Annotated in this window: 21 protein-coding genes; 10 read left to right on the forward strand and 11 right to left on the reverse strand. The window is 61.5% G+C overall.

Annotated features, from left to right (window positions below; translation table 11 throughout):
- The first annotated feature begins 1 nt into the window (after position 1).
- Entirely contained in the window at positions 2 to 3,097 is a 3,096-nt protein-coding gene (locus FIV34_RS11485; RefSeq protein ID WP_170207598.1) for a sensor histidine kinase, read from the forward strand.
- Positions 3,098 to 3,101: 4 nt separating this feature from the next.
- Here the strand turns inward: FIV34_RS11485 and FIV34_RS11490 are convergent, their stop codons facing one another.
- The 4 genes from FIV34_RS11490 to FIV34_RS11505 form a co-directional block, all read right to left on the reverse strand.
- The gene (locus tag FIV34_RS11490; RefSeq protein ID WP_139982840.1) at positions 3,102 to 3,728 is read right to left on the reverse strand and encodes a response regulator; all 627 of its coding nucleotides are present in this window, start codon (positions 3,726 to 3,728) and stop codon (positions 3,102 to 3,104) included.
- A 743-nt stretch (positions 3,729 to 4,471) separates the two neighbouring features.
- The gene (locus FIV34_RS11495; protein WP_139982842.1) at positions 4,472 to 4,894 is read right to left on the reverse strand and encodes a tetratricopeptide repeat protein; all 423 of its coding nucleotides are present in this window, start codon (positions 4,892 to 4,894) and stop codon (positions 4,472 to 4,474) included.
- Between the two features lie 46 nt (positions 4,895 to 4,940).
- Positions 4,941 to 5,309, reverse strand: coding sequence for a hypothetical protein (locus FIV34_RS11500; protein WP_139982844.1), 369 nt, complete (start codon positions 5,307 to 5,309; stop codon positions 4,941 to 4,943).
- Between the two features lie 174 nt (positions 5,310 to 5,483).
- Positions 5,484 to 5,888, reverse strand: a complete 405-nt coding sequence (locus FIV34_RS11505) for an Imm58 family immunity protein (RefSeq protein WP_170207599.1) — start codon at positions 5,886 to 5,888, stop codon at positions 5,484 to 5,486.
- Between the two features lie 106 nt (positions 5,889 to 5,994).
- Here FIV34_RS11505 and FIV34_RS11510 point away from each other — a divergent pair, with 106 nt between their 5' ends.
- The gene (locus FIV34_RS11510; protein WP_139982849.1) at positions 5,995 to 6,612 is read left to right on the forward strand and encodes a hypothetical protein; all 618 of its coding nucleotides are present in this window, start codon (positions 5,995 to 5,997) and stop codon (positions 6,610 to 6,612) included.
- 57 nt (positions 6,613 to 6,669) lie between these two features.
- Here the strand turns inward: FIV34_RS11510 and FIV34_RS11515 are convergent, their stop codons facing one another.
- The 4 genes from FIV34_RS11515 to FIV34_RS11530 form a co-directional block, all read right to left on the reverse strand.
- The gene (locus FIV34_RS11515; RefSeq protein WP_139982851.1) at positions 6,670 to 7,044 is read right to left on the reverse strand and encodes a hypothetical protein; all 375 of its coding nucleotides are present in this window, start codon (positions 7,042 to 7,044) and stop codon (positions 6,670 to 6,672) included.
- Between the two features lie 87 nt (positions 7,045 to 7,131).
- The gene (locus tag FIV34_RS11520) at positions 7,132 to 7,653 is read right to left on the reverse strand and encodes a hypothetical protein (RefSeq protein ID WP_139982853.1); all 522 of its coding nucleotides are present in this window, start codon (positions 7,651 to 7,653) and stop codon (positions 7,132 to 7,134) included.
- A gap of 175 nt (positions 7,654 to 7,828) precedes the next feature.
- Positions 7,829 to 8,581, reverse strand: a complete 753-nt coding sequence (locus tag FIV34_RS11525) for a DUF6348 family protein (RefSeq protein ID WP_139982855.1) — start codon at positions 8,579 to 8,581, stop codon at positions 7,829 to 7,831.
- Positions 8,582 to 8,654: 73 nt separating this feature from the next.
- Positions 8,655 to 9,929, reverse strand: a complete 1,275-nt coding sequence (locus FIV34_RS11530; protein WP_139982857.1) for a retropepsin-like aspartic protease — start codon at positions 9,927 to 9,929, stop codon at positions 8,655 to 8,657.
- Positions 9,930 to 10,245: 316 nt separating this feature from the next.
- On the opposite strand from FIV34_RS11530, the gene FIV34_RS11535 reads away from it, so the two are divergent.
- The 8 genes from FIV34_RS11535 (at position 10,246) to FIV34_RS11570 (ending at position 18,952) form a co-directional block, all read left to right on the forward strand.
- Positions 10,246 to 11,514 (forward strand): HlyD family secretion protein, encoded by a 1,269-nt coding sequence (locus FIV34_RS11535; protein WP_139982859.1) that lies wholly within the window; start codon positions 10,246 to 10,248, stop codon positions 11,512 to 11,514.
- Positions 11,511 to 13,664, forward strand: a complete 2,154-nt coding sequence (locus tag FIV34_RS11540) for a peptidase domain-containing ABC transporter (RefSeq protein WP_246058602.1) — start codon at positions 11,511 to 11,513, stop codon at positions 13,662 to 13,664. The genes FIV34_RS11535 and FIV34_RS11540 overlap by 4 nt, the downstream gene beginning before the upstream one ends.
- A 9-nt stretch (positions 13,665 to 13,673) precedes the next feature.
- Complete coding sequence (locus tag FIV34_RS11545; protein ID WP_139982861.1) at positions 13,674 to 14,330, forward strand: ankyrin repeat domain-containing protein; 657 nt, start codon at positions 13,674 to 13,676, stop codon at positions 14,328 to 14,330.
- Between the two features lie 27 nt (positions 14,331 to 14,357).
- Positions 14,358 to 14,888, forward strand: coding sequence for a hypothetical protein (locus FIV34_RS21120; RefSeq protein WP_139982864.1), 531 nt, complete (start codon positions 14,358 to 14,360; stop codon positions 14,886 to 14,888).
- 78 nt (positions 14,889 to 14,966) lie between these two features.
- A complete protein-coding gene (locus FIV34_RS11555) occupies positions 14,967 to 15,665 on the forward strand; it encodes a nucleotidyltransferase domain-containing protein (protein WP_139982866.1) in 699 nt (232 codons plus the stop codon).
- 29 nt (positions 15,666 to 15,694) lie between these two features.
- Positions 15,695 to 16,813: a DUF6817 domain-containing protein gene (locus FIV34_RS11560; RefSeq protein ID WP_139982868.1), complete on the forward strand. Its 1,119-nt coding sequence runs from the start codon at positions 15,695 to 15,697 to the stop codon at positions 16,811 to 16,813.
- Complete coding sequence (locus FIV34_RS11565) at positions 16,810 to 17,754, forward strand: hypothetical protein (RefSeq protein WP_139982870.1); 945 nt, start codon at positions 16,810 to 16,812, stop codon at positions 17,752 to 17,754. Before FIV34_RS11560 ends, FIV34_RS11565 begins: the two co-directional genes overlap by 4 nt.
- On the forward strand, positions 17,747 to 18,952 hold the full coding sequence (locus FIV34_RS11570; protein WP_170207600.1) for a DUF455 family protein: 1,206 nt from the start codon (positions 17,747 to 17,749) through the stop codon (positions 18,950 to 18,952). Before FIV34_RS11565 ends, FIV34_RS11570 begins: the two co-directional genes overlap by 8 nt.
- Here the strand turns inward: FIV34_RS11570 and FIV34_RS11575 are convergent.
- The 3 genes from FIV34_RS11575 to FIV34_RS11585 form a co-directional block, all read right to left on the reverse strand.
- Positions 18,897 to 20,414 carry a sensor histidine kinase gene (locus FIV34_RS11575; RefSeq protein WP_139982874.1) on the reverse strand — a complete coding sequence of 506 codons (1,518 nt, stop codon included), beginning with the start codon at positions 20,412 to 20,414 and terminating at the stop codon, positions 18,897 to 18,899. The two genes, FIV34_RS11570 and FIV34_RS11575, sit on opposite strands and share 56 nt — an antisense overlap.
- Entirely contained in the window at positions 20,404 to 21,219 is an 816-nt protein-coding gene (locus tag FIV34_RS11580; protein WP_139982876.1) for an alpha/beta fold hydrolase, read from the reverse strand. The genes FIV34_RS11575 and FIV34_RS11580 overlap by 11 nt, the downstream gene beginning before the upstream one ends.
- 331 nt (positions 21,220 to 21,550) lie before the next feature.
- Complete coding sequence (locus tag FIV34_RS11585) at positions 21,551 to 21,940, reverse strand: hypothetical protein (RefSeq protein WP_139982878.1); 390 nt, start codon at positions 21,938 to 21,940, stop codon at positions 21,551 to 21,553.
- Between the last annotated feature and the right edge of the window lie 250 nt (positions 21,941 to 22,190).

The following is a 22,190-nucleotide window of genomic DNA, read 5'->3' on the forward strand; positions in this document are numbered from 1 at the left end:
CATGCAACGATGGCTGCCACGAGGTGTGCCGGCGCTGCTGTGTGCGCTGTGGGCCACCGCGTGCCTCGCGCTGCCGCCGCCGTCGGATTCCCTTCGGGCGATGAACCACCGGGCATGGCCCGTGCGCGATGGCGCGCCGGCCGACATCTGGGCCCTGAAACAGGACAACCTCGGCTTCATCTGGCTGGCCACGGGCAGCGGGCGCTATCGCTTCGACGGCGTCCAGTTCAAGCACATCGAACCCGCGCCCGGCCAGGCCTTCCAGTCCACGGACATGACGGCGCTCGAGGTGGTGTCCGCCGACGATGTCTGGGTGGGGACGTCCAATGGCGTGATCATTCATCTTCGCCATGGGACCGTTTCCAACTACGCACCCAGCACGCGCGTCCAGGTGGGTCCGATCTATAACTTCGCGCGCGCCAGGGACGGCACGGTCTGGGCGGCAGCGGGCGAACGCCTCATCCGCTCCACGGACCGCGGTTCGGAAGTGATCGGGCAAGCGGAGTTCCCCACCCGGGACGCGGCCATGTGGGTGACCATCGACGCCCAGGGCGCAGTCTGGGTGGCCACCGACACGGAGCTGTGGGTGTTGGGGCCGGGAAGCCCGCGCTTCCGGCCCACCGGTATTCGCACGGGCAACTTCCCCTCCATGGCCATCGCCCCCGACGGGACGCTGTGGCTCTCCGACATGGACCATGGCACCCGTGCCCTGCCCGGCCTGGATCCGCGCCAGACCCCGCTGGCGCTCACGCAGACGCCCATCAATGAAGGGTTCGGCCAGGGCCGGCGCATCGCCTTCGATCACGCCGGCAACCTGTGGGGGACGCCGGTGGTCGGCAATGGCGTCGACGGTGTCTTTCGGGTCGCCCATCCGGAGCGTTATGCCACGGGCCAGCCGCTCACCGCTGAGGCGCTGACGGACCGGTTTTCCGCCGACGAAGGCCTGCTGTCGATGGTCGCGGTGCCAATCCTGATGGACCGCGAAGACAACATCTGGATCGGCACCAACTTCGGCCTCGACCGCTTCCGCGCCAAGACCTTCCATGTGATCTCCCCGAAGCCCAACGCGAACGATGAAATGACCTGGCTGGCCCAGGATGCGATGCAGCGCGTGTTCGTGCTGCAGGATGGGTGCCTCTTTCGCATGGAGCACCTTGCCCCCTCGGTACTCACCTGCGGGTTCCTGCCGTACACCAACACACTGGCGGCCGCTGGCGACATGCTTTACGCCCGCATCGACATTCGCGTCTACCAGTGGACCAAGGGCAATGGCGTGACGCACCTGGAAACGCCGCGGCCGCAGTTCTCGCCCTACGCCACGGATGCCGGTGCGGATCGGGACGGACATCTGTGGATGTACCTGGTCGACGGCCTGCACAAGTTCGATGGCAAGACGTGGTCGTATCACGGCATCGCGCCGGAGTTGAACGGCATTCCGCCCGCCGCATTCGCCATCGACCCCGCGGGCACGGCGTGGATTGGCTTTGACGATGGACGCGTCGCCACGTGGGACGGCCAGCGCGCGATGCAGTACGGACGCGGGAACGGCCTGGATGTCGGTGCCATCGAAACCATCGGATTCCACGATGGGAAGATGCTCGTGGGCGGCGACAAGGGCCTCGCCCGTCGGCGTGGCGACGGCTTTCAGTCGATCCAGATGGCGCGATGGAACCTCACCGGAGCGGTCACCGGATTGCTGCAGGCCCAGAACGGCGACCTGTGGCTGAACACCACGCGCGGCATCCTGAGCCTGCCGGCCGCGGAGGCCGAGCGTGCGTTCAACGAGCCGGGGTACGTGCCCGCGTTTACCCGCTACGACGGCGACGACGGCGTGCCTGGCGTGGCCCTGATGCATCCGGGGTCGCAGACCATCGTCCAGGATGGCGACAAGCGCCTGTGGTTTGCGGACAACCGGGGCGTCAGCTGGGTCGATCCGGCCAACGTGCGGCGCAACGCGGTGGCGCCGCAGTCGTTGATCGAAGGGCTGGTGGTCGAGGGGCGCTTCTATCCCGCCACCCGCACCATCGAGCTGCCGCCGCTGACCCGAAGCATGACGGTTCGTTTCACGGCGGCGAGCTTTGTGTCACCGCAGAACGTGCGCTTTCGCTACTGGCTGCGCGGTGTCGACACCATGTGGCAGGACGGAGGCACCAGCCGCGAGGCCACTTACGCCAACCTCAAGGCGGGCTCGTACCAGTTCGATGTGATGGCGGCCAACAGCGACGGGCTGTGGAGCCAGGACCACGCGACGCTGTCCTTCACCATTGAACCGACGTTCTATCAGACGACCGCCTTCCAGCTGCTGGCTGCGATCGCTGCTGCGTTGCTTGTCGCCGCGTTCGTGATGATGCAGCACCGGCGCATCGTCGCGAAGGTGAAGGACCGCCTCGAGGTGCGCCATGCCGAGCGCACGCGCATCGCGCGCGACCTGCACGACACGCTGCTGCAAGGGGTGCAGGGCCTGATCCTGAGCTTCCAGGCCGCCGCCGTGCGCCTGTCGAAGGATGGCGTCGCACGCGAGCCTCTGGACGCCGCGCTGAATCGCGCGGAAGCGGTGCTGGTGGAAGGCAGGAATCGCGTGCAAACGATGCGGGCGCATGAGCCCGTCGCGACGGACATCAGCATGGCACTCGCGTCGTTGGGCCAGGCGTTGGCCGCCGAGACGGCCATCGAGTTCAGCCTGGTGAGCAAGGGACGCCAGCGGGCGATCGATTCCACCGTGTGCGATGAGGTGCATTTCATCGGGCGCGAGGCGCTTCTGAATGCCTTCCGCCACGCGATGGCGTCGCGGATCGAGGTGGAGCTGACCTACGATGCCGCGCACCTGCGAGTGTGTGTCACCGATAACGGCGTGGGGATCGACACCGAGACACTCAACGAGGGCGGTAAGGAAGGCCATTGGGGGATCGTGGGCATGCGCGAACGCGCGACGTCCATTGATGGGACGCTGACGGTACAGACGCGCGAGGGCGCCGGGACCCAGGTGGAGCTGGTGGTGCCGGGCGCCGTGGCCTATGCGCGACAGACGCGGACGCCCTTCCCTGTCCCGGCGTGGCTGAGGCGGCTCTGGAAGGCCTCGCCGTCCGAAGGGGCCTGAGCGCTTACTCTTCGATGATGCCGCGGCGCAGCGCCGTCACCACGGCCTCCGCGCGATCCCTGGCCTTCATCTTGGCCAGGATGCTTTTCATGTGCGACTTCACGGTCTCGGCCGAGATGCCCATCTGGTTGGCGATGCGCTTGTTGGAGAATCCCAGCGCAACGTGCCCGAGCACCTCGATCTCACGCGCGCTCAATGCGTCGTCGCCGGTGTGCTCCTGAATCACCTTCGCGACATCCACCGGAATGGGCCGGCCGCCTTCGTGGACCTGGCGGATGGCGAAGATAAGGTCACAACGCAAGGTGCTCTTGATGAGGTAGCTGGCCGCGCCGGCCTTCAGCGCATTGCTGATCTGCATGTCGCCCTGGTAGGTCGTCAGGACGATGACCTTGGCGTTCGGGAACTCCTCGGTGATCTCACGGATCGCGCGCAGACCGCCCATGCCGGGCATCTGCAGATCCATCAACACCACGTCGGGCCGCAGCTCCCGATACATCGCCACCGCCTGCTCACCGCTGTTCGCCGAGCCGAGGAGCGTCATGTCGTCCTCAAGGGAGAGGATCGCCTCGATGCCGTGGCGGAAGATCGGGTGGTCGTCAGCCATCAGGAGGGTGATGGGGGGCTGTGTCATGGGGGCGACTCCAGGGCGGCCCGCGGTGTGGCCGGGGGTGGGGCTATTGCACTTAGTTGGGTGGGGGAATGCAATAGCGTCTTCACAGTGCCTTCGATAACGCCAGGTTCGGAGACCATCGCCTCCGAATGCTCGCAGGTGAAGAACTCGAACTTCTGTCGATATCGACGCCCCACTTGTTCACCGCCAAGGTAGCCACGTTTAGGGGATGTATCGCGCCGCTAACTATTTACGACGCGGGGCCTGGATCCGACAGACGATTCTATGGCGTCAAGCACCTGCTGGGCGACCGCATCGGACATGCTCATCGTATGTGCGGTGACTGCGCCGTGTGTCCGAACAAACAGCTGTCGCGATGTTGAACCTGCTCCACGACGGGGCAGTCGAACATGCAGCGTCACCCCCGCGCCATCGCCCAAGGGAATCCTCCTGCTTGTGCCGACTGGAGCAGACCAAACTAGGTCCTGAAGAGCCATTGCACTGTCTACGATCTCTATCGACTGCCGACGAATCCACACCCATAGAACGACGAGCCCAAGCACAAAGCACAGAAGCAGTGCGTGACGCCACTCTCCGATGACAGAGAAGCAGCCGAGCCCGAGGCACACCAAAGTCTGCAAAAGCCGCTTCTCGTACGCAATTATCCACTTGCCCTTCGAATCCATCGCCCCAACTCCTGCCCACTATTTTGGAACACGCGCAGTGGAGGTGCCAAAACCGACTGCTCCGTGCGCGCCTGCCCGCTACAATGACGAGTGCGCTGCGAGCCACTCCCTTACCTGTGATACCTCATCATCATAGCCATCCGGCTTCCGCTCGTGATGGCTCTCCAAAAATGCCTCGTAGAACCGAGCGGCGAACCGGAAGCGCTCAAAGTGGAGCATTTGCTCGGCCATGTCGAACAACGCGTAGAGGTTCCCTGCGTCGATGTCGAGAATTCGACGGTAGTGGCGGCGGGCGGACTTCAACAACATCCGGGCTTCGGACGGACTGCTTATACCGAAGGCTTCCATCTCATACAGATTGCCATAGAGGCGCAGAGCCTCAACATCCCGAGAATCTTGCACGAGAAGGTCGTCAAGAAGCGAGTACGCTGCGGCGAAATCACGGGATAACCCGGCATATTTCGCCTTTTCCAGCCGTTTGAACCTGATGTCGTTTCTCATTGACTGATTTTCAATCCGTGGCGGCAGCCGTCGCGAGATCCCTGGCCTAGACCTTGGCAACGATCCACCGTGGGCGCCTCTGCAACATAGCCACTACGATAAATGGCGAAGCTATCAATGCCCCTAGCGGAACGATCCACATGCCTGGCGACAGATGAAAGGAAATGGTGGTCAGCATCGGCACGATGAGCGCAGCCCACGCCGTTACCCACATCAGCCACCAGGGAGCTCGGAGTAAAAATTCCGCAAGCACGATGGCGACGAAGACGCCGTAGATAAGATGCAGGTCCCGATAGTCGGCGCCCGTGAGAAACCAGACGTAAGAAAAGGCATAGAAAACATAGTGGACAATGACCGCGCCGACGAACGCGCCTGACGGTAGCACATGCGTCGATTTAATAGGCACTGCCGACATACCCCTTCATTTCTTTGCCTCCACCGCCGATTAGAATCCAAGCGCGTCCGGAACCGCGGTCGCGGTACCCCCCACTAGCTGACTCCTCCTGCCGTGCCCAGCACATCTCCCCACCGCCGGCGACCTCAGCATGCGGCAGAACGGCGGACTGCTATGCGCAATTTGGGATGCGCATCAGGGTGCAGTGCAAGGGGCATTTTTCGGCGCATCATGGCCTCCGCACGCGCGCCGCGACGGGATACCCACGCCCTGCCCTATGCCCTCCAGAACGCCCTTCTCGCCGAAGCGGAAATCCTGACCCTCATACGATACAGAATCTCCCTCATCCTTGATCAGGATATGTTCGTCCGGGTGCGTCTTTGCATCTTCGGTCAGGAGCGATAGCACGCTCGCTTTATCCTGGCCCTTCAGTGCAGTCAGGAGGAGGCGTCTAAACCGCTTGCCGTCAGCGAGCGCTTCGTCCTCCCCAGACGATGAGTATCCATAGGATACCGAGACATCGATCCATTGATAGGTCACGTAGCCCAAGGCAGGTAGGAGCGAGGCCATCACCACCAGCGAGAATACTCTGTAGCTCATTGTTTTTCCTTTGGATCCGAGCCGGTCCCAGCGCCTGTTGTCGGCACCTCGCTCCCACCGGGCGGGTATGCGAGTATCCACTGCGACGGAGCAAGGGGAAAACCACATGAAAACCGCAAGACTCATAGCCTTCGTAACGATCGGTATGGCCGCCGCATTGGGCAGGCCGGCGAGCGCTGCCGCGCAGGACGCAACGACGTCAACGGAAGCCGCCGCTGTCTACAAGGCATTCCTGCATCACTGGATGGGCAAGAGCCATCAGCCTATCAACGTGGCACGTGTCGCTGAGCCGATGCACCCCACGGGCAGCGACGGCGGTTGCGAGGGCCACGCGGACATCGAGGCGATCATCAAGCGCCCCGCTGAGCGCATCGATGATCTCGGCAAGGTGCTCGGGCCGGACGCATCCATCCGCTACATTGACCCGTCGACCTGGCACCCTACCGACCCGCAACACCTGATCCAACAAGGTAAGTCGGTCGACGACGCTGTGAATGCGGGCATGTCAGCGGCCTTGCTCACCTTCTCTGCGATCGCCTTCAACGAGCGCCGTGACGTGGCTGTCTTCAGCTTTTCCTTCGTATGCGGCGGACTGTGCGGCAACGGCGGCATCACGGTCATGCGCAAGAAAGACGGCAAATGGGAAAACGATCCCCGGCAGTGCGCCCATTGGATCTCCGGAACGATGCCGCTGGATCGTCAGCTTCGCATCGCCCAAAAGTGAGCGTTTCGAACATGTCCGTCTCGCCTTGGCGTCAGGGGGACGGAGTGTGCAGTCTCCCTAAGTTTTACCGTGACTTCCTCCGGGACCGCAGTCAAACGTATCAATGAGGGTCGCCTTGTATTGAGGAACGACTTTTCGTCCGATAAATCCTCCTGCTTCGGCGACATGGACCGTGAACACGCAGTATTCGCCGACTTTCGGTTGCGGCTGGTCCTCTGAGAGGAATGGCATCAGAAGTTGCCGCCGCCCATCCACGTTGTCCTGCGCAAGCTCAAGGGCAACCCAGGTAATGATCACTCCAGACCTTGGAACAGGAAACTCAGAAACGCTCGCCACACGACCACGGATAGTCTCGGCCGCGCTTTCGTGGGCCGCAGAAACCGATGGCGCAAGCGCCGCAACGAGAAGGATTGATCCAACGTAACGGTTCATCGATGCACCGCTCAATTCGCATCTACTGAAGATACATAAGCACCGAGCGCTGCCGGGTGCGTTGAAGTTGCGGATGAAGACCGCTCGTCAAGGCGGCTTCGTGGCCTTTGAGCCAGTCTTTCTTGACGACTTTTCGGGTAGAAGGTAAGACTTGAGAATAACCATGTCATCCAGAGCAAAAAACCGGTCATTCGCTGGCCCGACGAGCCGACCGCACGCGTCAACGTCCTGCCGGTACTGCACGATCTTGCTCATGTCGAATTTATAGGCCCCGCCCTGCCTCTCTTTTAGTTTGGCCTTGAAATCATCCATCAGGTTAAAGGATGGCCCCGTGTCCGGATGCTCCCTTGCATACATCGACGACACCTCGTCGATGGTTGTCAGAATAGAGACGCGGCTTTCCTCAGAGGCTCGCAGGTTCGAGTACTCCTTGCCATCTGTGGCCATCAACGCGTGAAGCCTGACCCGTTTGTCGAGGAATTCGTCGGGGTGCGAGAGCAGCGTCTCGAGGGAAACAACGGGCGAATCGTCGCAGAACCCTGCATGGCTCCCGGAATGCGCGTTGTCGGCAAAGCCAGAGGCCAGAAATATGGCGATCTCGAAAATCATGGACAAATCCCATCTGGCTAGCGTGCACCAACACCAAGAGCGACCAGGCTCAGAAAAACTAGTGTTCGCATAGAAGTCCGCACCTGTCGATGATGTCCGATTCGGTATGCTGCGCGTCCCGTCGCCAGCTTCGCGTCACTCAAAGGTGAGCTTCGCGCCCTCCGGTCGGCAGGACTTACGGTGCCGGATCCTTATCCAACGCAATGGCGAAATGCCGGGCGGATTCATAACCCGCCCCTGTCTGCCATGGGAGCGTTTGGAAGTGCTCGACAGCTTCGACCCATGGCTCGTCATCCAGCAGGATGTCGATACCGCTCACCTCGCTATTGAAGCTGGCGAGCGTGACACTGATGGAGTGGTGCCCGCGGCCCTGAGTTGCCTCGAACATCCGGCGCAGGGCTGGCCAGCCGTGTTCCCGGTAGGTCGAGGTCAGCGAATGCGTCCACCCCTCGGATTCCTCGGTAACCACCTGCCCTTCGAAGACGTTCCAGCTCGCTGTCGCCGCCACCCAGGTCTCAAGGGTCGTTCGGGGCGGATCGCACACGTGGTTAGCCAAGGCTTCCAGCATGACGTGGAGCGGGCCAATCATCGTCTTGACGAAGCTGTTGGTTATGGCCTTTTCGCGGGAATCGCCGTGGCCGAACATGCTTGAGAACACCGGCTTGTTCGCCGTGAGCGGGCTAAGGGCGATGAGCTCGTAGCCGACCATGTAGGTGCCCGGATTCGCCGAAGGCACGTCGTGGACGGAAGCCTTCAGTCCAAGATCGCCTGGTAACAGGAGGACATCGCCCACACGCGTGACCTCTATACCGTGGCTGCGTAATGCGTGGGCCAACATCTCGGTTGGGTCCGCGACCTGACCAGGGGGTTCGGTGTGCTCGGGCTTGTTCTTCACCGGCCTGCTGGTTAGGCGCTTTAGCCAGTCCATCGTGCTCCCCCAACATGCTCTTGCTGTCATACGGACGCAATCGGCGCGACTGCGAATGGGCGTCAGGCAGAACCTAGCTTCGCTGGGTCAAACATACATGCGCGTTGTCAAAGTCCACCTCCAACGCTACGTCTGACATTGCTCCTCCACCGAGAATATAAGGATACGGAAGGTTCGCGGTGGGATAGATTGGAAAGTCGACCGACTGGTCGCGTCCGCCCAGGGTGACCGTCGCGTGCCCACTCACCGTGTCCACCGCCTGGTCGGCCCGAGTGAGATCACGCGTCATGATTCGCCGGTGGTGGCCACCCGGGGCCTGTGCGGCCGCTGAAGCACTCCCCGTCAGTACGAACGAGTCGCCCGTATCGATCAGCGCCAACCGGTCTTGCCCATTGATGCGGAGTGGCTTGACCAAAAGCGTGCCGCCCCCAAAGGCGGCCGTGCTCACCAGCATCGGCTCTTGACACGATGAGAGAGCGTCGGAACTCGAAGGGAACGTAAGCGTGTCTCTGGTCAAGCGAAAACGCCCCAGTTGCATCAACGCGTCGTTACCGACGACGTCCCTTCCCTCGTCAACGACTTCCACGGGCAAATGCCTCACTACCGCCGAGCCAAGCTTAAGTTCGTCAATGATCCCAAGGCTCTGTGGGGAGGACTTACCCAACAGGCCGACGGCCTTACCGTGGTCGGCGATAACCACCCTCACACCTAAGCGCTTTGCGGTCGCACGGCTCAATGTTGTCGCTGACCCCGTGTCCAGACCGAGCGCGATCGCTTGGCCATTCACCGTGGCGTCCAATGAAAATGCGTGTGCCGCATCGAAGCGAACGGGAACGGTGACATCACCCGCATGTTCGGCGGAAATGGGGGGCATGGCCGCATAAAGGGCGTTGTCGCGCATGAACGCCTGGAAAGGAATATCGGAAGACGCCACGGACGCGAACGTGGTGGCCGCCGCTGCATCCAGGCGGGATGCGTCGGCATAACGACCTTTGAGCCGAAGGTTGCCCGCTTCAAACTTGGCGCAGAAGAACGCCGTGACCGCTTGTGTCGAAGCAAGTGCTTTGGCACAGGTCCGCGCTGTCGCCGATGAATGGTCGAGTTGCCAGGTCACACGGTCCAGCCCCATCGCCGCAAGCGCGCGTGACGCATCATTTGCCGGATGTTGGAAGGCCCCCAATAGCCCAGAAGCATCTGCTGCGCGAACAGCATCTCGCAACGCCGTCTCCGTCAGCGGGGGGGCCGTGTCCTCGGCCCGAACCGAGCCATTCGAAGCGAGTGCGATCAGTACTGCAACCATCGCCTGCTTAAGACGCGCTTGTGTGACGTGCGTCGCATTTCCTTGCATGTTTGTCTCCGCGTGGGACCGCGACTATACGAGTGGCGTGTGGCAAAACGAAAGAGCTTGCATCGATTTGTCGCGAGCAACGCTGTAACCGTCTTGTCATCCTCAACGGCCCTTCGGCGCCGAGCGTGTAGGCCGAACACGTCAGCGTTTGTAGGCAAACCCTTACAGCAATATCTTGCGCCTTAGTACCTCCATAAACTTGCATTGCAAGTTGGAATAAGCCGCAGGAACTTACTTTGTGACAACGGAACTTGCGATTTACTTCTGATTTTTAGCTGATAGTTTCGCCGAGATTCTGAATGCAATGGAGTGCTCAATGGCCGACGGACTATTCCGCGAAGAAATCGCAGAGGGGCGCCGCACCTCGTTCCATGGCGTCGTTCAGATCGCGTCGCCACTTACGCATCTGGCCTGGGCATGCGGCGCGGGAACCGTCGGCATTGCGATCATTGCGTGGCTCTTCCTCGGCACCTATACCCGCCGAGAACACGTCGATGGTGTCCTTACTCCGACCGCCGGCATGGTTTCGGTGAATGCGCGTGCCGCGGGCACCGTAGCCCGCTTCCTGGCGTCTGACGGGGCGCATGTCGCTAAAGGTGACGCCATCGTTGAGCTCTCCGGTGAACGGAGCAGCACCACCCTTGGCGATACCTCCGCCGCGATTTCGCGGCAGCTGACCGCCGAGCAAAGCCGCATTCGAAACGACATCCACGATGCCACTGCACTCGCGGCCAAGCAAGAAGCCGATCTCCATATGCAGGAACGCATGTTAACGGAGCAAATCGACCGGATCGACGCCCAGGAGGGGCTGGCTCAGCAACAAGCCTCCTCCGTAGGCGATTTGCTTGCCCGGATTGAGCCCCTTACGTCCAAGGGCTACGTCTCGGCGCTAGATGTCCAGCAACAGCGTATGCAAAAGCTCACCGCCGAAACGCAGGTCAAAGACCTTCAGCGACGTCACTTCGAGTCAAAGCAACAGCTCGACTCGGTCCGTGATCAGCTTGAACAGCTGCCTTTGACCACCGCAGCCAAGGTTAGCGACCTCAATCACCAGCTTTCGCAGAATGATCAATCCTTGGCACAGAACGAGCTCGACCGCAGCTCGGTGCTCAGGGCACCTGCCACAGGCACGGTCACCGGCTTGATTGTTGCGCTCGGGCAAGCCATCGAGACCGGCGACCGTCTCATGTCCATCGTTCCGGATGGTTCCCCGCTTCAGGCCGACCTGATGGTCCCCAGTAGCGCCGCTGGATTCGTGGCCGTGGGAACCACCGTCGCGCTCCACTACCAAGCCTTCCCCTACCAGAAGTTTGGCGTCCAGCGAGGTCGCGTGGTTGAGGTGTCAAAAGGGGCATTAACCCAACACGAACTCACCGAGCTTCTGGGGGGTGATCCTCCCAAAGAGCCCATGTATCGCGTGGTCGTTGCGCTGGACGCGCAGGAAGTCGTTGCCTATGGCAAACCGGCCGCGCTTAAGCCGGGAATGGCCTTGGACGCGGACATGCTGTTGGACCGCCGACGGATCATCGAATGGGCACTGGAACCGATCTACGGCATGCGCCGCCGGGCGGAGGTTGAACAATGATGGACGACGTTCCGAAGGCGCAGCGCGATGCCGTTGCGGGCGGCTTCACTGACGATCACGCTGCCGTCCACGGGCTCCTCCACTTCGGCACGCGTCGACGGCTTCCCTTGATCCGCCAAAGCGAGGCTGCCGAGTGCGGACTGGCTTGCCTCGCGATGGTGGCCGGTTACTTTCAGCATCACCTGACGCTGTCCGAAATGCGGCATCGGTTCACCAGCTCGCTCAAGGGCATGAAGCTGGAACGTCTGCTTGAGATCGCTCGTGAACTGGGTCTCAACGGCCGGCCCGTCAAGCTCGAGCTTTCCGAGATTGGACAACTGGATACGCCGGCCATCCTGCACTGGGACATGAATCATTTCGTGGTGCTTCGGAGCGTCAACGAGCGCCGGATCATCATTCATGATCCCGCTGTCGGTGAGCGCATTCTCTCTCTGGCTGAAGCCTCCAAGCACTTCACCGGCATTGGCGTCGAGATAACGCGAGGTCCCGACTTTCGGCGAAAGCGGGCGGAACCTCCGGTCGCCATGCGCGATATCGTGGGTTCGGTCCAGGGCCTCGGCCGCTCCCTTGGCGTGGTATTTGCACTGGCAGCCGTGCTGGAGCTCTTTTCGCTTCTTGCGCCGCAGTTTCTGGAAATCGTGGTGGATCAGGTCCTCGCCGACAGTGACCTTGATCTCTTGACGTTTCTGGGCTTCAGCTTCTCGTTCCTCCTCATTCTCCAGGCGATCGTCGGAGCTGCCAGAACCTGGACCATCACGTGGATGACCAGTCAGTTCTCTCTGAAATGGACAGGTAACGTCTTCCAGCATTTGCTTCGACTTCCGCAGGGATGGTTCCTTCGTCGACATCTTGGCGACATTGTCTCGCGATTCGGAGTCATCGCGAACATCCAGAAGACGTTGACCACTCGCTTTGTTGAGGTGGTTATGGACGGCGTCATGGCGATTGCCACGGGAGTCTTACTGCTTGTCTATAGCCCGCTGCTGACCGCCATCATCGTCGGAGCTATCGGCCTTTATACGCTCAGCCGGCTGCTCTATTACCGCGTGTATCGCGAGGCCAACCTGAGCCAGATCGTGATCAACGCCAAGCAGCAATCGCAGTTCATGGAGTCGGCCCGTGGCGTCCAGACCATCCGGCTGTTCAACAAAGAATCCGTGCGCTCATCCAACTATATGAACGTCACGGCAGAATCACTGAACGCCAATATCGTCGTTCAGCGGTTGAGCATGATCTTCTCATCCTTCAGCACCATCACGAGTGGCATCCAGAAAATCGGAGTGCTTTGGTTGGGCGCCTGGATGGCCATCAAGGGCGATTTCAGCGCCGGCATGCTCATGGCTTTTGCCGCCTACGGTGATCAGTTCGCCACACGGGCATCAAGCCTGGTCGATTACATCATTGAGCTTCGTCTCCTGCGCATGCAAGGTGAACGCCTGGCCGACATTGTCCTGACGCCTACGGAGCCTTCCGGCCATGGCGCCTATGCCGGTCCTGATCCGAAACCTTCCGTCGTCGCCGAGCGCCTGGCGTTCCGATATGCGGCTGGCGAGCCGTGGATCGTGAAGGACGTCTCCTTCGATATCTCCGCCGGCGAGTCGGTAGCCATTGTCGGCCCGTCCGGCTGTGGCAAGAGCACCCTTATTCGCATTCTGGTGGGCTTACTGGACCCGAATCAGGGGCGCATTGAGATCGGCGGCATTGACCTGAAGCATCTGGGGAAAGCGCGGCTCCGGCAGATGACCGCCACCGTCATGCAGGATGACCGGCTCTTCTCGGGAACGATTGCCGACAACATCAGCTTCTTTGACGAAGAAGCTGACCCGCAGCGCGTCGAGGACGCGGCTCGTCAAGCCGAAATCTACGATGACATCGTGCGAATGCCGATGGGTTTTCATACGCTCGTCGGCGACATGGGATCGAGTCTGTCCGGAGGCCAGCAACAGCGGATGTTTCTAGCGCGCGCGTTTTATCGCCAGCCTCGAATCCTCATTATGGACGAGGCAACCAGTCACCTCGATCTTGATCTGGAACGTCGCATCTCGGAGACGCTGCGCCAATCAGGAACGACAAGAATCTTCATTTCACACCGACCCGAGGTGATCGCGACTGCGGATCGGGTGATCCACCTCACCAAGCCAAAACGCTAAGGATTGACCATGAAGCCACGTCTAGCCTGTCTCGCTTTCCTGCTTATAAGCTGGGGCACGTTTGCTCACGCGACTCCTACCACTTGCGATGCCACGCAGGCCGCCGCGCTGAAGGCCATGCGAGCAAAGGGGACCTCCGCGGAACCGACGACTCAGCTACAGATAGCCGTCCTCGCCGGTAACACCACATCACTCGGGACGGCCATCGATTCACTCGAATCAGCGCCCGCGACAGCGCGCAGCGCAGCCCTCGACCAAGCCCTGGCAGGCGCCGCCTGGACGGGCAACCAGGTGGCCGTGGACACGCTGATCGCGCGCGGCGCCCATCCCAATGCCACGACGGACACGACCGGTTCCACTCCGATCGTGCTTGCCGCCCAGTGTGGGCATATCGGCGCCATGGCCTCGCTCACCAAGGCCGGGGCCAGTCTGACGTCGGGATCCAAACCCGACCAGACAGACAACGTTCCGCGCGGTGCGCTGGAGGCCGCCCTTGCCGGCGACGAGGCCGAAGCCGCGGAGTGGCTGGTCGATCATGGCTATGACGTTTGCCGAGGTGGCGAGGGCAAGCGCGTCAGCGCCCTGCTCAACCGCCTGGGACCGAGCACGGCAGTGCCGGCGTCGCTTCGCGCGAAGCTGGCATGCCAGGCAACCAAAGAGAAGTAACCCACTAACCAAAATGGAGTTTGACCAATGCGCGAGTTGAATATCGCCGAGTTGTCACAGGTCTATGGTGGCGACGCCGCCGAAGAGCAGTTTGAAGTGCTGGCAAAGGCCGCCATTGACCTGGCTGCCGAAGGCGGCCTGGATTCCGGCGTTGCCGGCAAGCTGTTCACATCGCTGGATTATGCCAATCTCTCGGCAAACGTGAACAGCCTGCAGTTCCAGTATCTGGAGAACGACTACAACACGTTCATCGCCTACGGCGAACACGCACCGCCGGCACAGTATTTTGAGATCGTCCATCCTGAAAATATCGACTGGAACGCCTACAGCAACGGTGGCCATGCCTCCGCTGCCGACGCGATCAACGCGATGTTCCATGACGTGGTGACCAACCATCATCTGGCGATCGATCCGAACGGTAACCAGGCGGGTACCGGTGGTGATGGCGGCGGCGGTGACGGCGGCTACTACGCCGACGGTGGTGGCTACTACGGCGATGGCGGTGGCGACAGCGGTGGCGGCGACGGCACCGTGACGGTCGGCCCGATCCAGAGCTAATCCAAGGCGACCTGCTAATCCCGCGGCTGCAGGGAGCGCGCCCCTGCAACCGCGACTTGCCCTCCAGCGGATCGCACCATGTCGCAGATCATTCTCTCGCTTGTTCAACAGACGCTCGGCATGACGCAGGGCGTGCTCCTCTTTGGGTCGCATGTCGTTGGCCCTGTCGACGCACATTCAGATATTGACGTTATCGTCCTTGTCGACGGAACCGCCTCGCTGCGTCGGAAGAAGATCCCGACGTCACACGGACTCCTTGATGTTCACCTTCATAGCTCAGCGTCGCTCAAGGCGGCCTGGCAGGAACAGCGGTCGCGCTTCATATCGTTCTATACGCATGCGCTCGCGACAGGACGCATTCTTAGTGACAGCAACGGTTCGCTGGCGCGTCTCGCCGCCGAAAGCCAATCATCATGGCCGCGCAGGCAGATTCGACCGAACTGGACGGTATATCGACTTGCCTTGATGGCGAAGCTCGGCGACATCGGCCGTGAGCACGATGCTGTCGATAGCCAACTCCTTGCCGTCGATACCTACCAAACCATTCTCGCCGTCCGATCGCTCAACTGCACCGGATGGCTGGCTTCGGCCCCACTCATGCGCAGGTGGTGTGCTCAGTCAGCGCCCCTCGTGATTGCCCGCCTCGACGCCGCACTGGGCGCCGCCGCATCCGGAGAGCCCTCCCTCCTCGCACAGGAGGGGCAGGAATGCTTGACGGCCATCGGAGGGCCACTGTCACCGAGTGAAGCGCTGGCCTGGTCTGGCCTGGCCGCCTGACTTCCTACCTCAACGAACAGGGACTCGTCATGCTACACACCAAACTTAAGGTCGTTGACGACTTCGTCGACCCCGCCCTCCTCGCCCACCATTTCAAAGGCGAAGTCTGGTCCTATGGGTGGCGCTCCAACACGGGGGCTGAGGAAACGCCGTTCTGGCACATCCATTTCTGTGGGAGTCGGCGTCCCGACGAATATTTCCGTCAGGACGAGCTACTTGCCAGCGATCCGAAGCTCGCCGCTATCGCGTCTGTCTGGGCGAAGATACGGGAGCAATTTACGCCTGATTATCAGTTGGTCCGATGCTACGCGAACGGACACACCTATGGTCTTGACGGCCACGTTCACCGCGATGCAAAGCCTGGCGAGGACGCGCTGACGGCGTTGGTCTACGTGAACCCCACCTGGAGCGCGAAATGGGCTGGCGAGACCATGTTCATCGGAGAAGCTGGTGAGTGTGAGGCGGTCACCCCCAGGCCAGGGCGTCTGATTGTCTTCGACGGCACCGTCAAGCATGTGGCTCGCTCCGTCAGCCGCGATTGTCCGGCGCTACGGATGACGTTGGTTTTCAAGCTCCAACGCACACCAGCAAGCACCGCACCGGATGGATCACCCATGCCTCGCGCGAACCTTCTTGAATTCCTCCGCCGGCATGGTGCTGAGACCAGCGGCCATTCCGGGCGGAACCTGATGGAACACCTGGTAGGCACGTGGCGACTGCTCAAGCAGTGGGACTGCGCGGAGCATGTCTGCCTGGCCGGCTTGTTCCATAGCATCTACGGCACGTCCATTTACCGTCGTCGAACCGTCAGCCGACACGAGCGCGCTGCAGTTCGCGCCGTCATTGGTGCTCGCGCTGAAGAATTGGCGTTCGTCTTCGGCGTGCTTGACCGACCGAAGGCGTGGATTCCGGCGATAACCACGGGCAAGGCCCCGCTCATGGGTATGGACGACGCCGTCCTTACCGTCGATGACACGACAGTCAATGAGCTCCTGGAAATAGAGATTGCAAACCTGTTGGAACAGGACGGAGCCCAGGATGTCCTTGCGTCACTTTGGGGTGCTGGATTCCACGAGCGCGTTTCTGTGAACGATGGCGCGCGGGCGGCCTTGATGAACGCCGTGTCCGCCGAAACGGTCGAGGCGTGACGATGGGCGGCGATGCTGGGCACGACCTGGGTGGATTCATCGAAGCCTCAGAAGCCGATTACTACGAACAGGTCGTGCGCCGCCACTTTCGTGGCGACGGATGTATTGTCGACGCCGGCTGCTTCATCGGGGCAAGCACAAAGGCCTTGATCCGAGGTCTGGACGCCTGCGATCCACAGCATGACGCGGAGCTGCCCATCATCGCCATCGATCGATTCACAGCCTCCGACCACTACGTGGTGGACTTCCTGGCACAGATGGGAGCCGATGTGCGGTTCGGGGAATCGTTCCTTCCCGAATTCCTGCGGAACCTCGGGCAACAGGCGCTCCGCGTCGAAATCCGTGCCGGTGACCTGGTCCAGGTGGGCCGCATTGAACGAACGATCGAACTGGCCGTCATCGATCTTGCCAAGACGCCAGCGCTCAACGGGTTCGTCCTTCAACGCTGGGTTCCTCAAATGGTCCCCGGCCACTCGCTGATCATCCAGCAGGACTTTTATTCTCCCACCCAGCCCTGGATCGCACACAGCATGGCCGGATTACTTGACTACGTCAGTCTCGAACATGACAAGGTCGGTGAGTCCGCGGTGTTTCGTCTGGAACGGCCCATCCCCGCGAATGTCCTGCGTGAGGCCACGCTCGGTTGGGACCGACGTGACGCCCTCCCCCGCCTTGATCGGATGATTGAGTTGCTCGGGACGCGCGTGTCAGCGCCATTGCGCCTGATGCGAGCGCTGGCTTTTCATGGTTTGGGCCATAACGCCAAGGCGCGTTCGCTTTTGGAAGAGGAACTCGCCCAGCCGACAGCACCATCGGATCAAAAGTGGGAAAAATGGCTAAGCGCAGCTGTCGTTGCGGTCATGCCAGAAGCCTTCGAGTTCAACGCCGTTCTGGGTCAGCTTTACTGGCGCCATGGCGCTCAAAGGCTTGGACATGCGTGAACCAACCAACCCATTGACCCGAGCCATATCGGGGAGTGGCGCACTGTGCTATGCGATCCTTCGCGCCCTTGAGTTTCACGCCTGTTGGCTCCCACGCGCTGTTTCTACTGAGCTCAAGATCACGCTGGGCCAACGCACCGGCACGCTGGGCTGGGCATTGTCGCTTGCTCACCTGCGCTTTTCCGAACTGACCGCGGACACGCGGTTGCTTGCGCCGATCGGACTTGAAGAAGCCTTCGTGCGGCGTGTGAATGTCGATGGCGACCTCGCTATCCAGGCAGCCTCGGATCAAATCATCGGGCTCCTCGGAACCTTCATCGCGCAATCTCGCGAGCGAAGGCTCATGGACTACCTGGAGAAGGTACTAAACGGCCCGAGCGACGCCCTTGAGATGACGCTAGCCGCTCATTTCCCGGAGCCTTCGTCCCCCTACTCACTCGCCCTGTCCGGACCGACCGTCACCTATGCTCACTCGTTACCTATCCCAGTGACCGTAGATTCCCCGCGACGTGCTCACGAACTTGAACCGAGGCGAGGCGACGAGCCACCGTGGGCGTCGCTGATCGGGACGCCGGAAGGAAGGGCCCAGATTCTTCACGACGTGTTCGCCGATATCGAACTGTCGGCGATGGAGGTATGCGCGGCAAGCATCGTGCGGTTCCGCGATCTCCCCATGGCATTCAAGGTGGATATGGCGCGCCAGTGCTGGGACGAAGCGCGTCATGCCCAAGCGTGCCTTTTGAGGTGCAAGGAGTTGGGGCTTCCCGCTGTCGGTTTCCGCTATTCGCTCAAAGTGTGGGATCGATGGATGGCAGGCCGTGACGCCATCGAGTGCCTCTGTATCGAGCAGTTGGTCCAGGAAGGCAACGCCCTCGATTCCGTCCAATCCCTTGCGCGATCGTTCCACGCTGCGGGGGATGTTCGCTCGGCGGCGCTCCTGGCCATGTTTGGCAGGGACGAGGAGCTTCACACGGCCATCGGGAACAAATGGGTCACCATGGCGGCGGAATCCTCCGATCGGGCCTATGAAACGCGAGTGCGCGACGCGGCTGAGCGGATTGGATTGACGGTGCCCGGCCATGCCCCCGTTGCTCTGGAAGCGCGTAGACGCGGCGGGTTCCCTGAACCGTTTCTGCGAAAAATCACCAGCGCGGAAAGATCGTCCGAAACACCGTACCTGCCTCAAGCGAGGAGCTGACCGAGATCTGTCCCCGGTGCGCACGGACGATGTCATTCACAATGAACAGGCCCAGCCCCACGCTGCGTTGGTCGTTGGCCACCGCCGTACCGCGCATCATGGGTTCGAAGAGGACCGGCAGCAACTCCTCTGGAATCGGTGTGCCCCAGTTGTGGACTTCCAGCTCGAAGGTGTCCCGATCCACCCGCGAAGTGATGGTCACGGGGCGTTCCTTGTCACCGTAGGTCATGGCGTTACCCACCAGGTTGCCGAGGAGCTGGCTCAGTCGCCCTGGGTCGGCGAAGCACTCGCCCATGCCCTCCTCCCGCTGGATGAGGGTGCGCCCCTGAAAAGACAGTCTGAGCTCATTAACCGCAACGCCGACGAGGCCATGGAGATCGACCGACTGCGGCGTCACGCTCAGGCCCGATCCGATCTTGGCCTGCGTGAAGTCCAGCAGGTCGTCGATCAATCGCCGTGCCCGGTCCACCGAGGCATCGATGTGCTCAGCCATGCGATCGCGCTTACCTGGCGCCAGGGCCGGGTTGGTGAGCATCTGCGTGCCCATCTTGATGGCGGTGAGGGGATTCCGCAGGTCGTGGCTGACGATGCCCACCATCTGCTCGGCGAACCTCGCGCGCTCTTCGGCCGCGGCACGCTGGCGGCTGAGTTCACTGATGTCCTGGAGGACTCCCACCAGGCGCAGGAACTGACCGTTCTGGTCAAAGACGGCATCGCCGGTAGCCCGGATGGTCCGTTGGACACCGTCCGCCCCGTTGAGCCGGAACACGCACCGATAGGCACCCCGGGTCGCGTCCATCGCTTCGGAGAGCGCTGTGGCTTCCCGCTCCCGGTCAGCGAACTCTATGTGGCTGAGGAAGCGTTGGGCAGAGACGGGCTGGGGATTCGGGTAGCCCAACAGCTCCGAGACGGAATCGTCGTAGCAGCGAAGTGAGGTGTCTGGGTTCACATGCCACACATGGAGATGGGCTGACTCCATCGCCAGGCGCAGCCGGGCGTCGGATAACGCCAGCGCATGCTGGGCTTCCAGGTGGGTGGCGAGCAGCTGCTGTGCCTGGGCGCGCTCGTGCATGAGCTCGCGCTCATATCGGTGCCGGTCTTCGGCGATGAAGAAGGCCAACTCGTGGAAGACCTGTGCACCGTGGGAACGGCTTACTGCGTTCAGAACGACCGGAAAGGTCCGGCCGTCGGCGCGCTTCAGCTCCAGCTTGACCTCTGAAATGCTTCCCTGCATCTGCAGCAGGGGCACCCAGTGGGTTTGATGAAAAATGCGGCCGCCCACCGTGAGCAGGTCCTGGATCCGTCGCCCGCCCACCAGGCCGGCCAGCTCAACTCCCATCCACTCGCAGAAGGTCTCGTTGGCATGCCGAATGGTGCCGTCCGGGTCCGTGAGCACCAGCCCGCAGGGCGCCGCTGCGTAGAGGTCGCCAACCGGCGGCAAGACGGGCGGCTCAGGAGGCATCGGGCAGGTCGAGTGTCTTGAGGAAGGCGTCCATGGCGTCGATGCAGGCACGCGGGGCGCTCAGGTGCGGGCAATGGCCCACGTTGTCGATGACCCGGAGCGTGCTGTTGGACAGGGCCCGATGAAGATAGTCGCCGACCTCGACCGGGGCGATGATGTCATCGGAGCTCTGGAGAATGAGGCACGGGCTGGCTAGCCGGTGGAGGTCCCGCCGGTTGTCGGACAGGAAGGTCACCCGGGCAAACTGCCTGGCCACTTCCGGATCCGTCCGGCAGAAGCTGTTGGTGAGCTCCACGGCCAGTTCCGGCTGGTCGGGCGCTCCCATGATGGAAGGCGCCATGGTGCTCGACCATCCCAGGTAGTTGCCGCTCATGGTGTCCAGGAGGGAATCGATGTCGTCCCGACTGAAGCCGCCCGTGTAGTCGCCATCGTTGATGTAACACGGCGATGGGCCAATCATGATGTGGGCCGCGAAGAGTCCCGGGGACCTCGCATCCGCCACGGTGCCGATCATGGCGCTTACGGAATGGCCAACGAAGACGACGGGCCCTTGCCCGAAGCCTTGAACCACTTCGACCAGGTCGTCGGCATACCCGTCGAGGCTGTCGTATTTATGGCGGTCGTAGGACGAAAGGTCGGAGCCGCCGCTGCCCACCAGGTCGAACAGGACCACCCGGAACCGATCGGCAAATGCCGGCGCCACGAGACGCCACATGTTCTGGTCACAGCCGAAGCCGTGAGCGAAGACAAGCGTGGCTGGGCCGTCGCCCAGGATGCGGACATTATTTCGTTGTTGAACGCCCATCGAAGCTCCGGGGGAAGGATCCGAGGTGGTCTAGGCCGGGTCGGATAGTCTGGATCATAGCCGAGAGCTTGTGAGGTTCCTGATTGGGGCTCTATTCCGGCATCCCCGCCTCCCCATCCGCATGCTGGCCACGCAGGCGCAGGTGGCCGCCGAGCCCTGGTCCGACCAGGTTCCAAGGAGGAGCTTCCTCGTCGCCTGCTTCAACCCATCGAGAACTGTGAGCGGTTGCGCGCATACTGCGTAAGGATCGTCGAAACGAAACGATGGTGAAACTGCGTCGTGGTGCCCCGCCAAGCTCGACGGCCATGCACGCTTACGAAGCGCCACCACCTTAGTCGGAACACACAGCCGTCAACCAAGCAACGATGTCGCTATTGCGCGTCTGCCCGCCATACTTGTTAAGGGAGAGCTTGCCGTAGTAGTTCCCTGCGTTGTCGACTATGACCGGCGCATCATTTGCATATTCGTTGCACGCCCCAGTGTCACTATACTTCGAGCCGTAGTCTGAGTACCGGTTGAGGATACTGGTCTCGCTGTACTTGCTGCCATACGGTCCGTAGCTGTTTTGAATGGAGTTCCCGGCGTACTTGTCGCAGTTAAGGCAGCCAAGGAACACGTCGTGTCCTTTGCCGCCAAAGACGAGCAACGCCTGATCAGCGCTAGCAGCCGAGCTCCAGACAAGCGAAAGGCTCAGGGTGGCTCCCAACAGCTTTCGTAGCATACCAACCCCCTCAAGATTGAATATTCGACGACACAGTCACGTGTCACGTATCACCCGCGAATGCCCTAAACCTACTCTCCTCCAATCTTGCCGCACTTCTTCCTTGCGATTACTCAGACAATTTCAGAGCCCAGAGGCACTGTCCGTCAGCATTCCACTAAAACCTTCCGGCACCTCGTACTTCCACTGACTCCCCTTACGCACTCGAGACCGTCCATTTTGGACGGTGTTGGCAGCGTCGCTGCCCTGC

It is taken from the genome of Luteibacter pinisoli, assembly GCF_006385595.1.
In the GTDB taxonomy this organism is placed as follows: Bacteria; Pseudomonadota; Gammaproteobacteria; order Xanthomonadales; family Rhodanobacteraceae; genus Luteibacter; species Luteibacter pinisoli.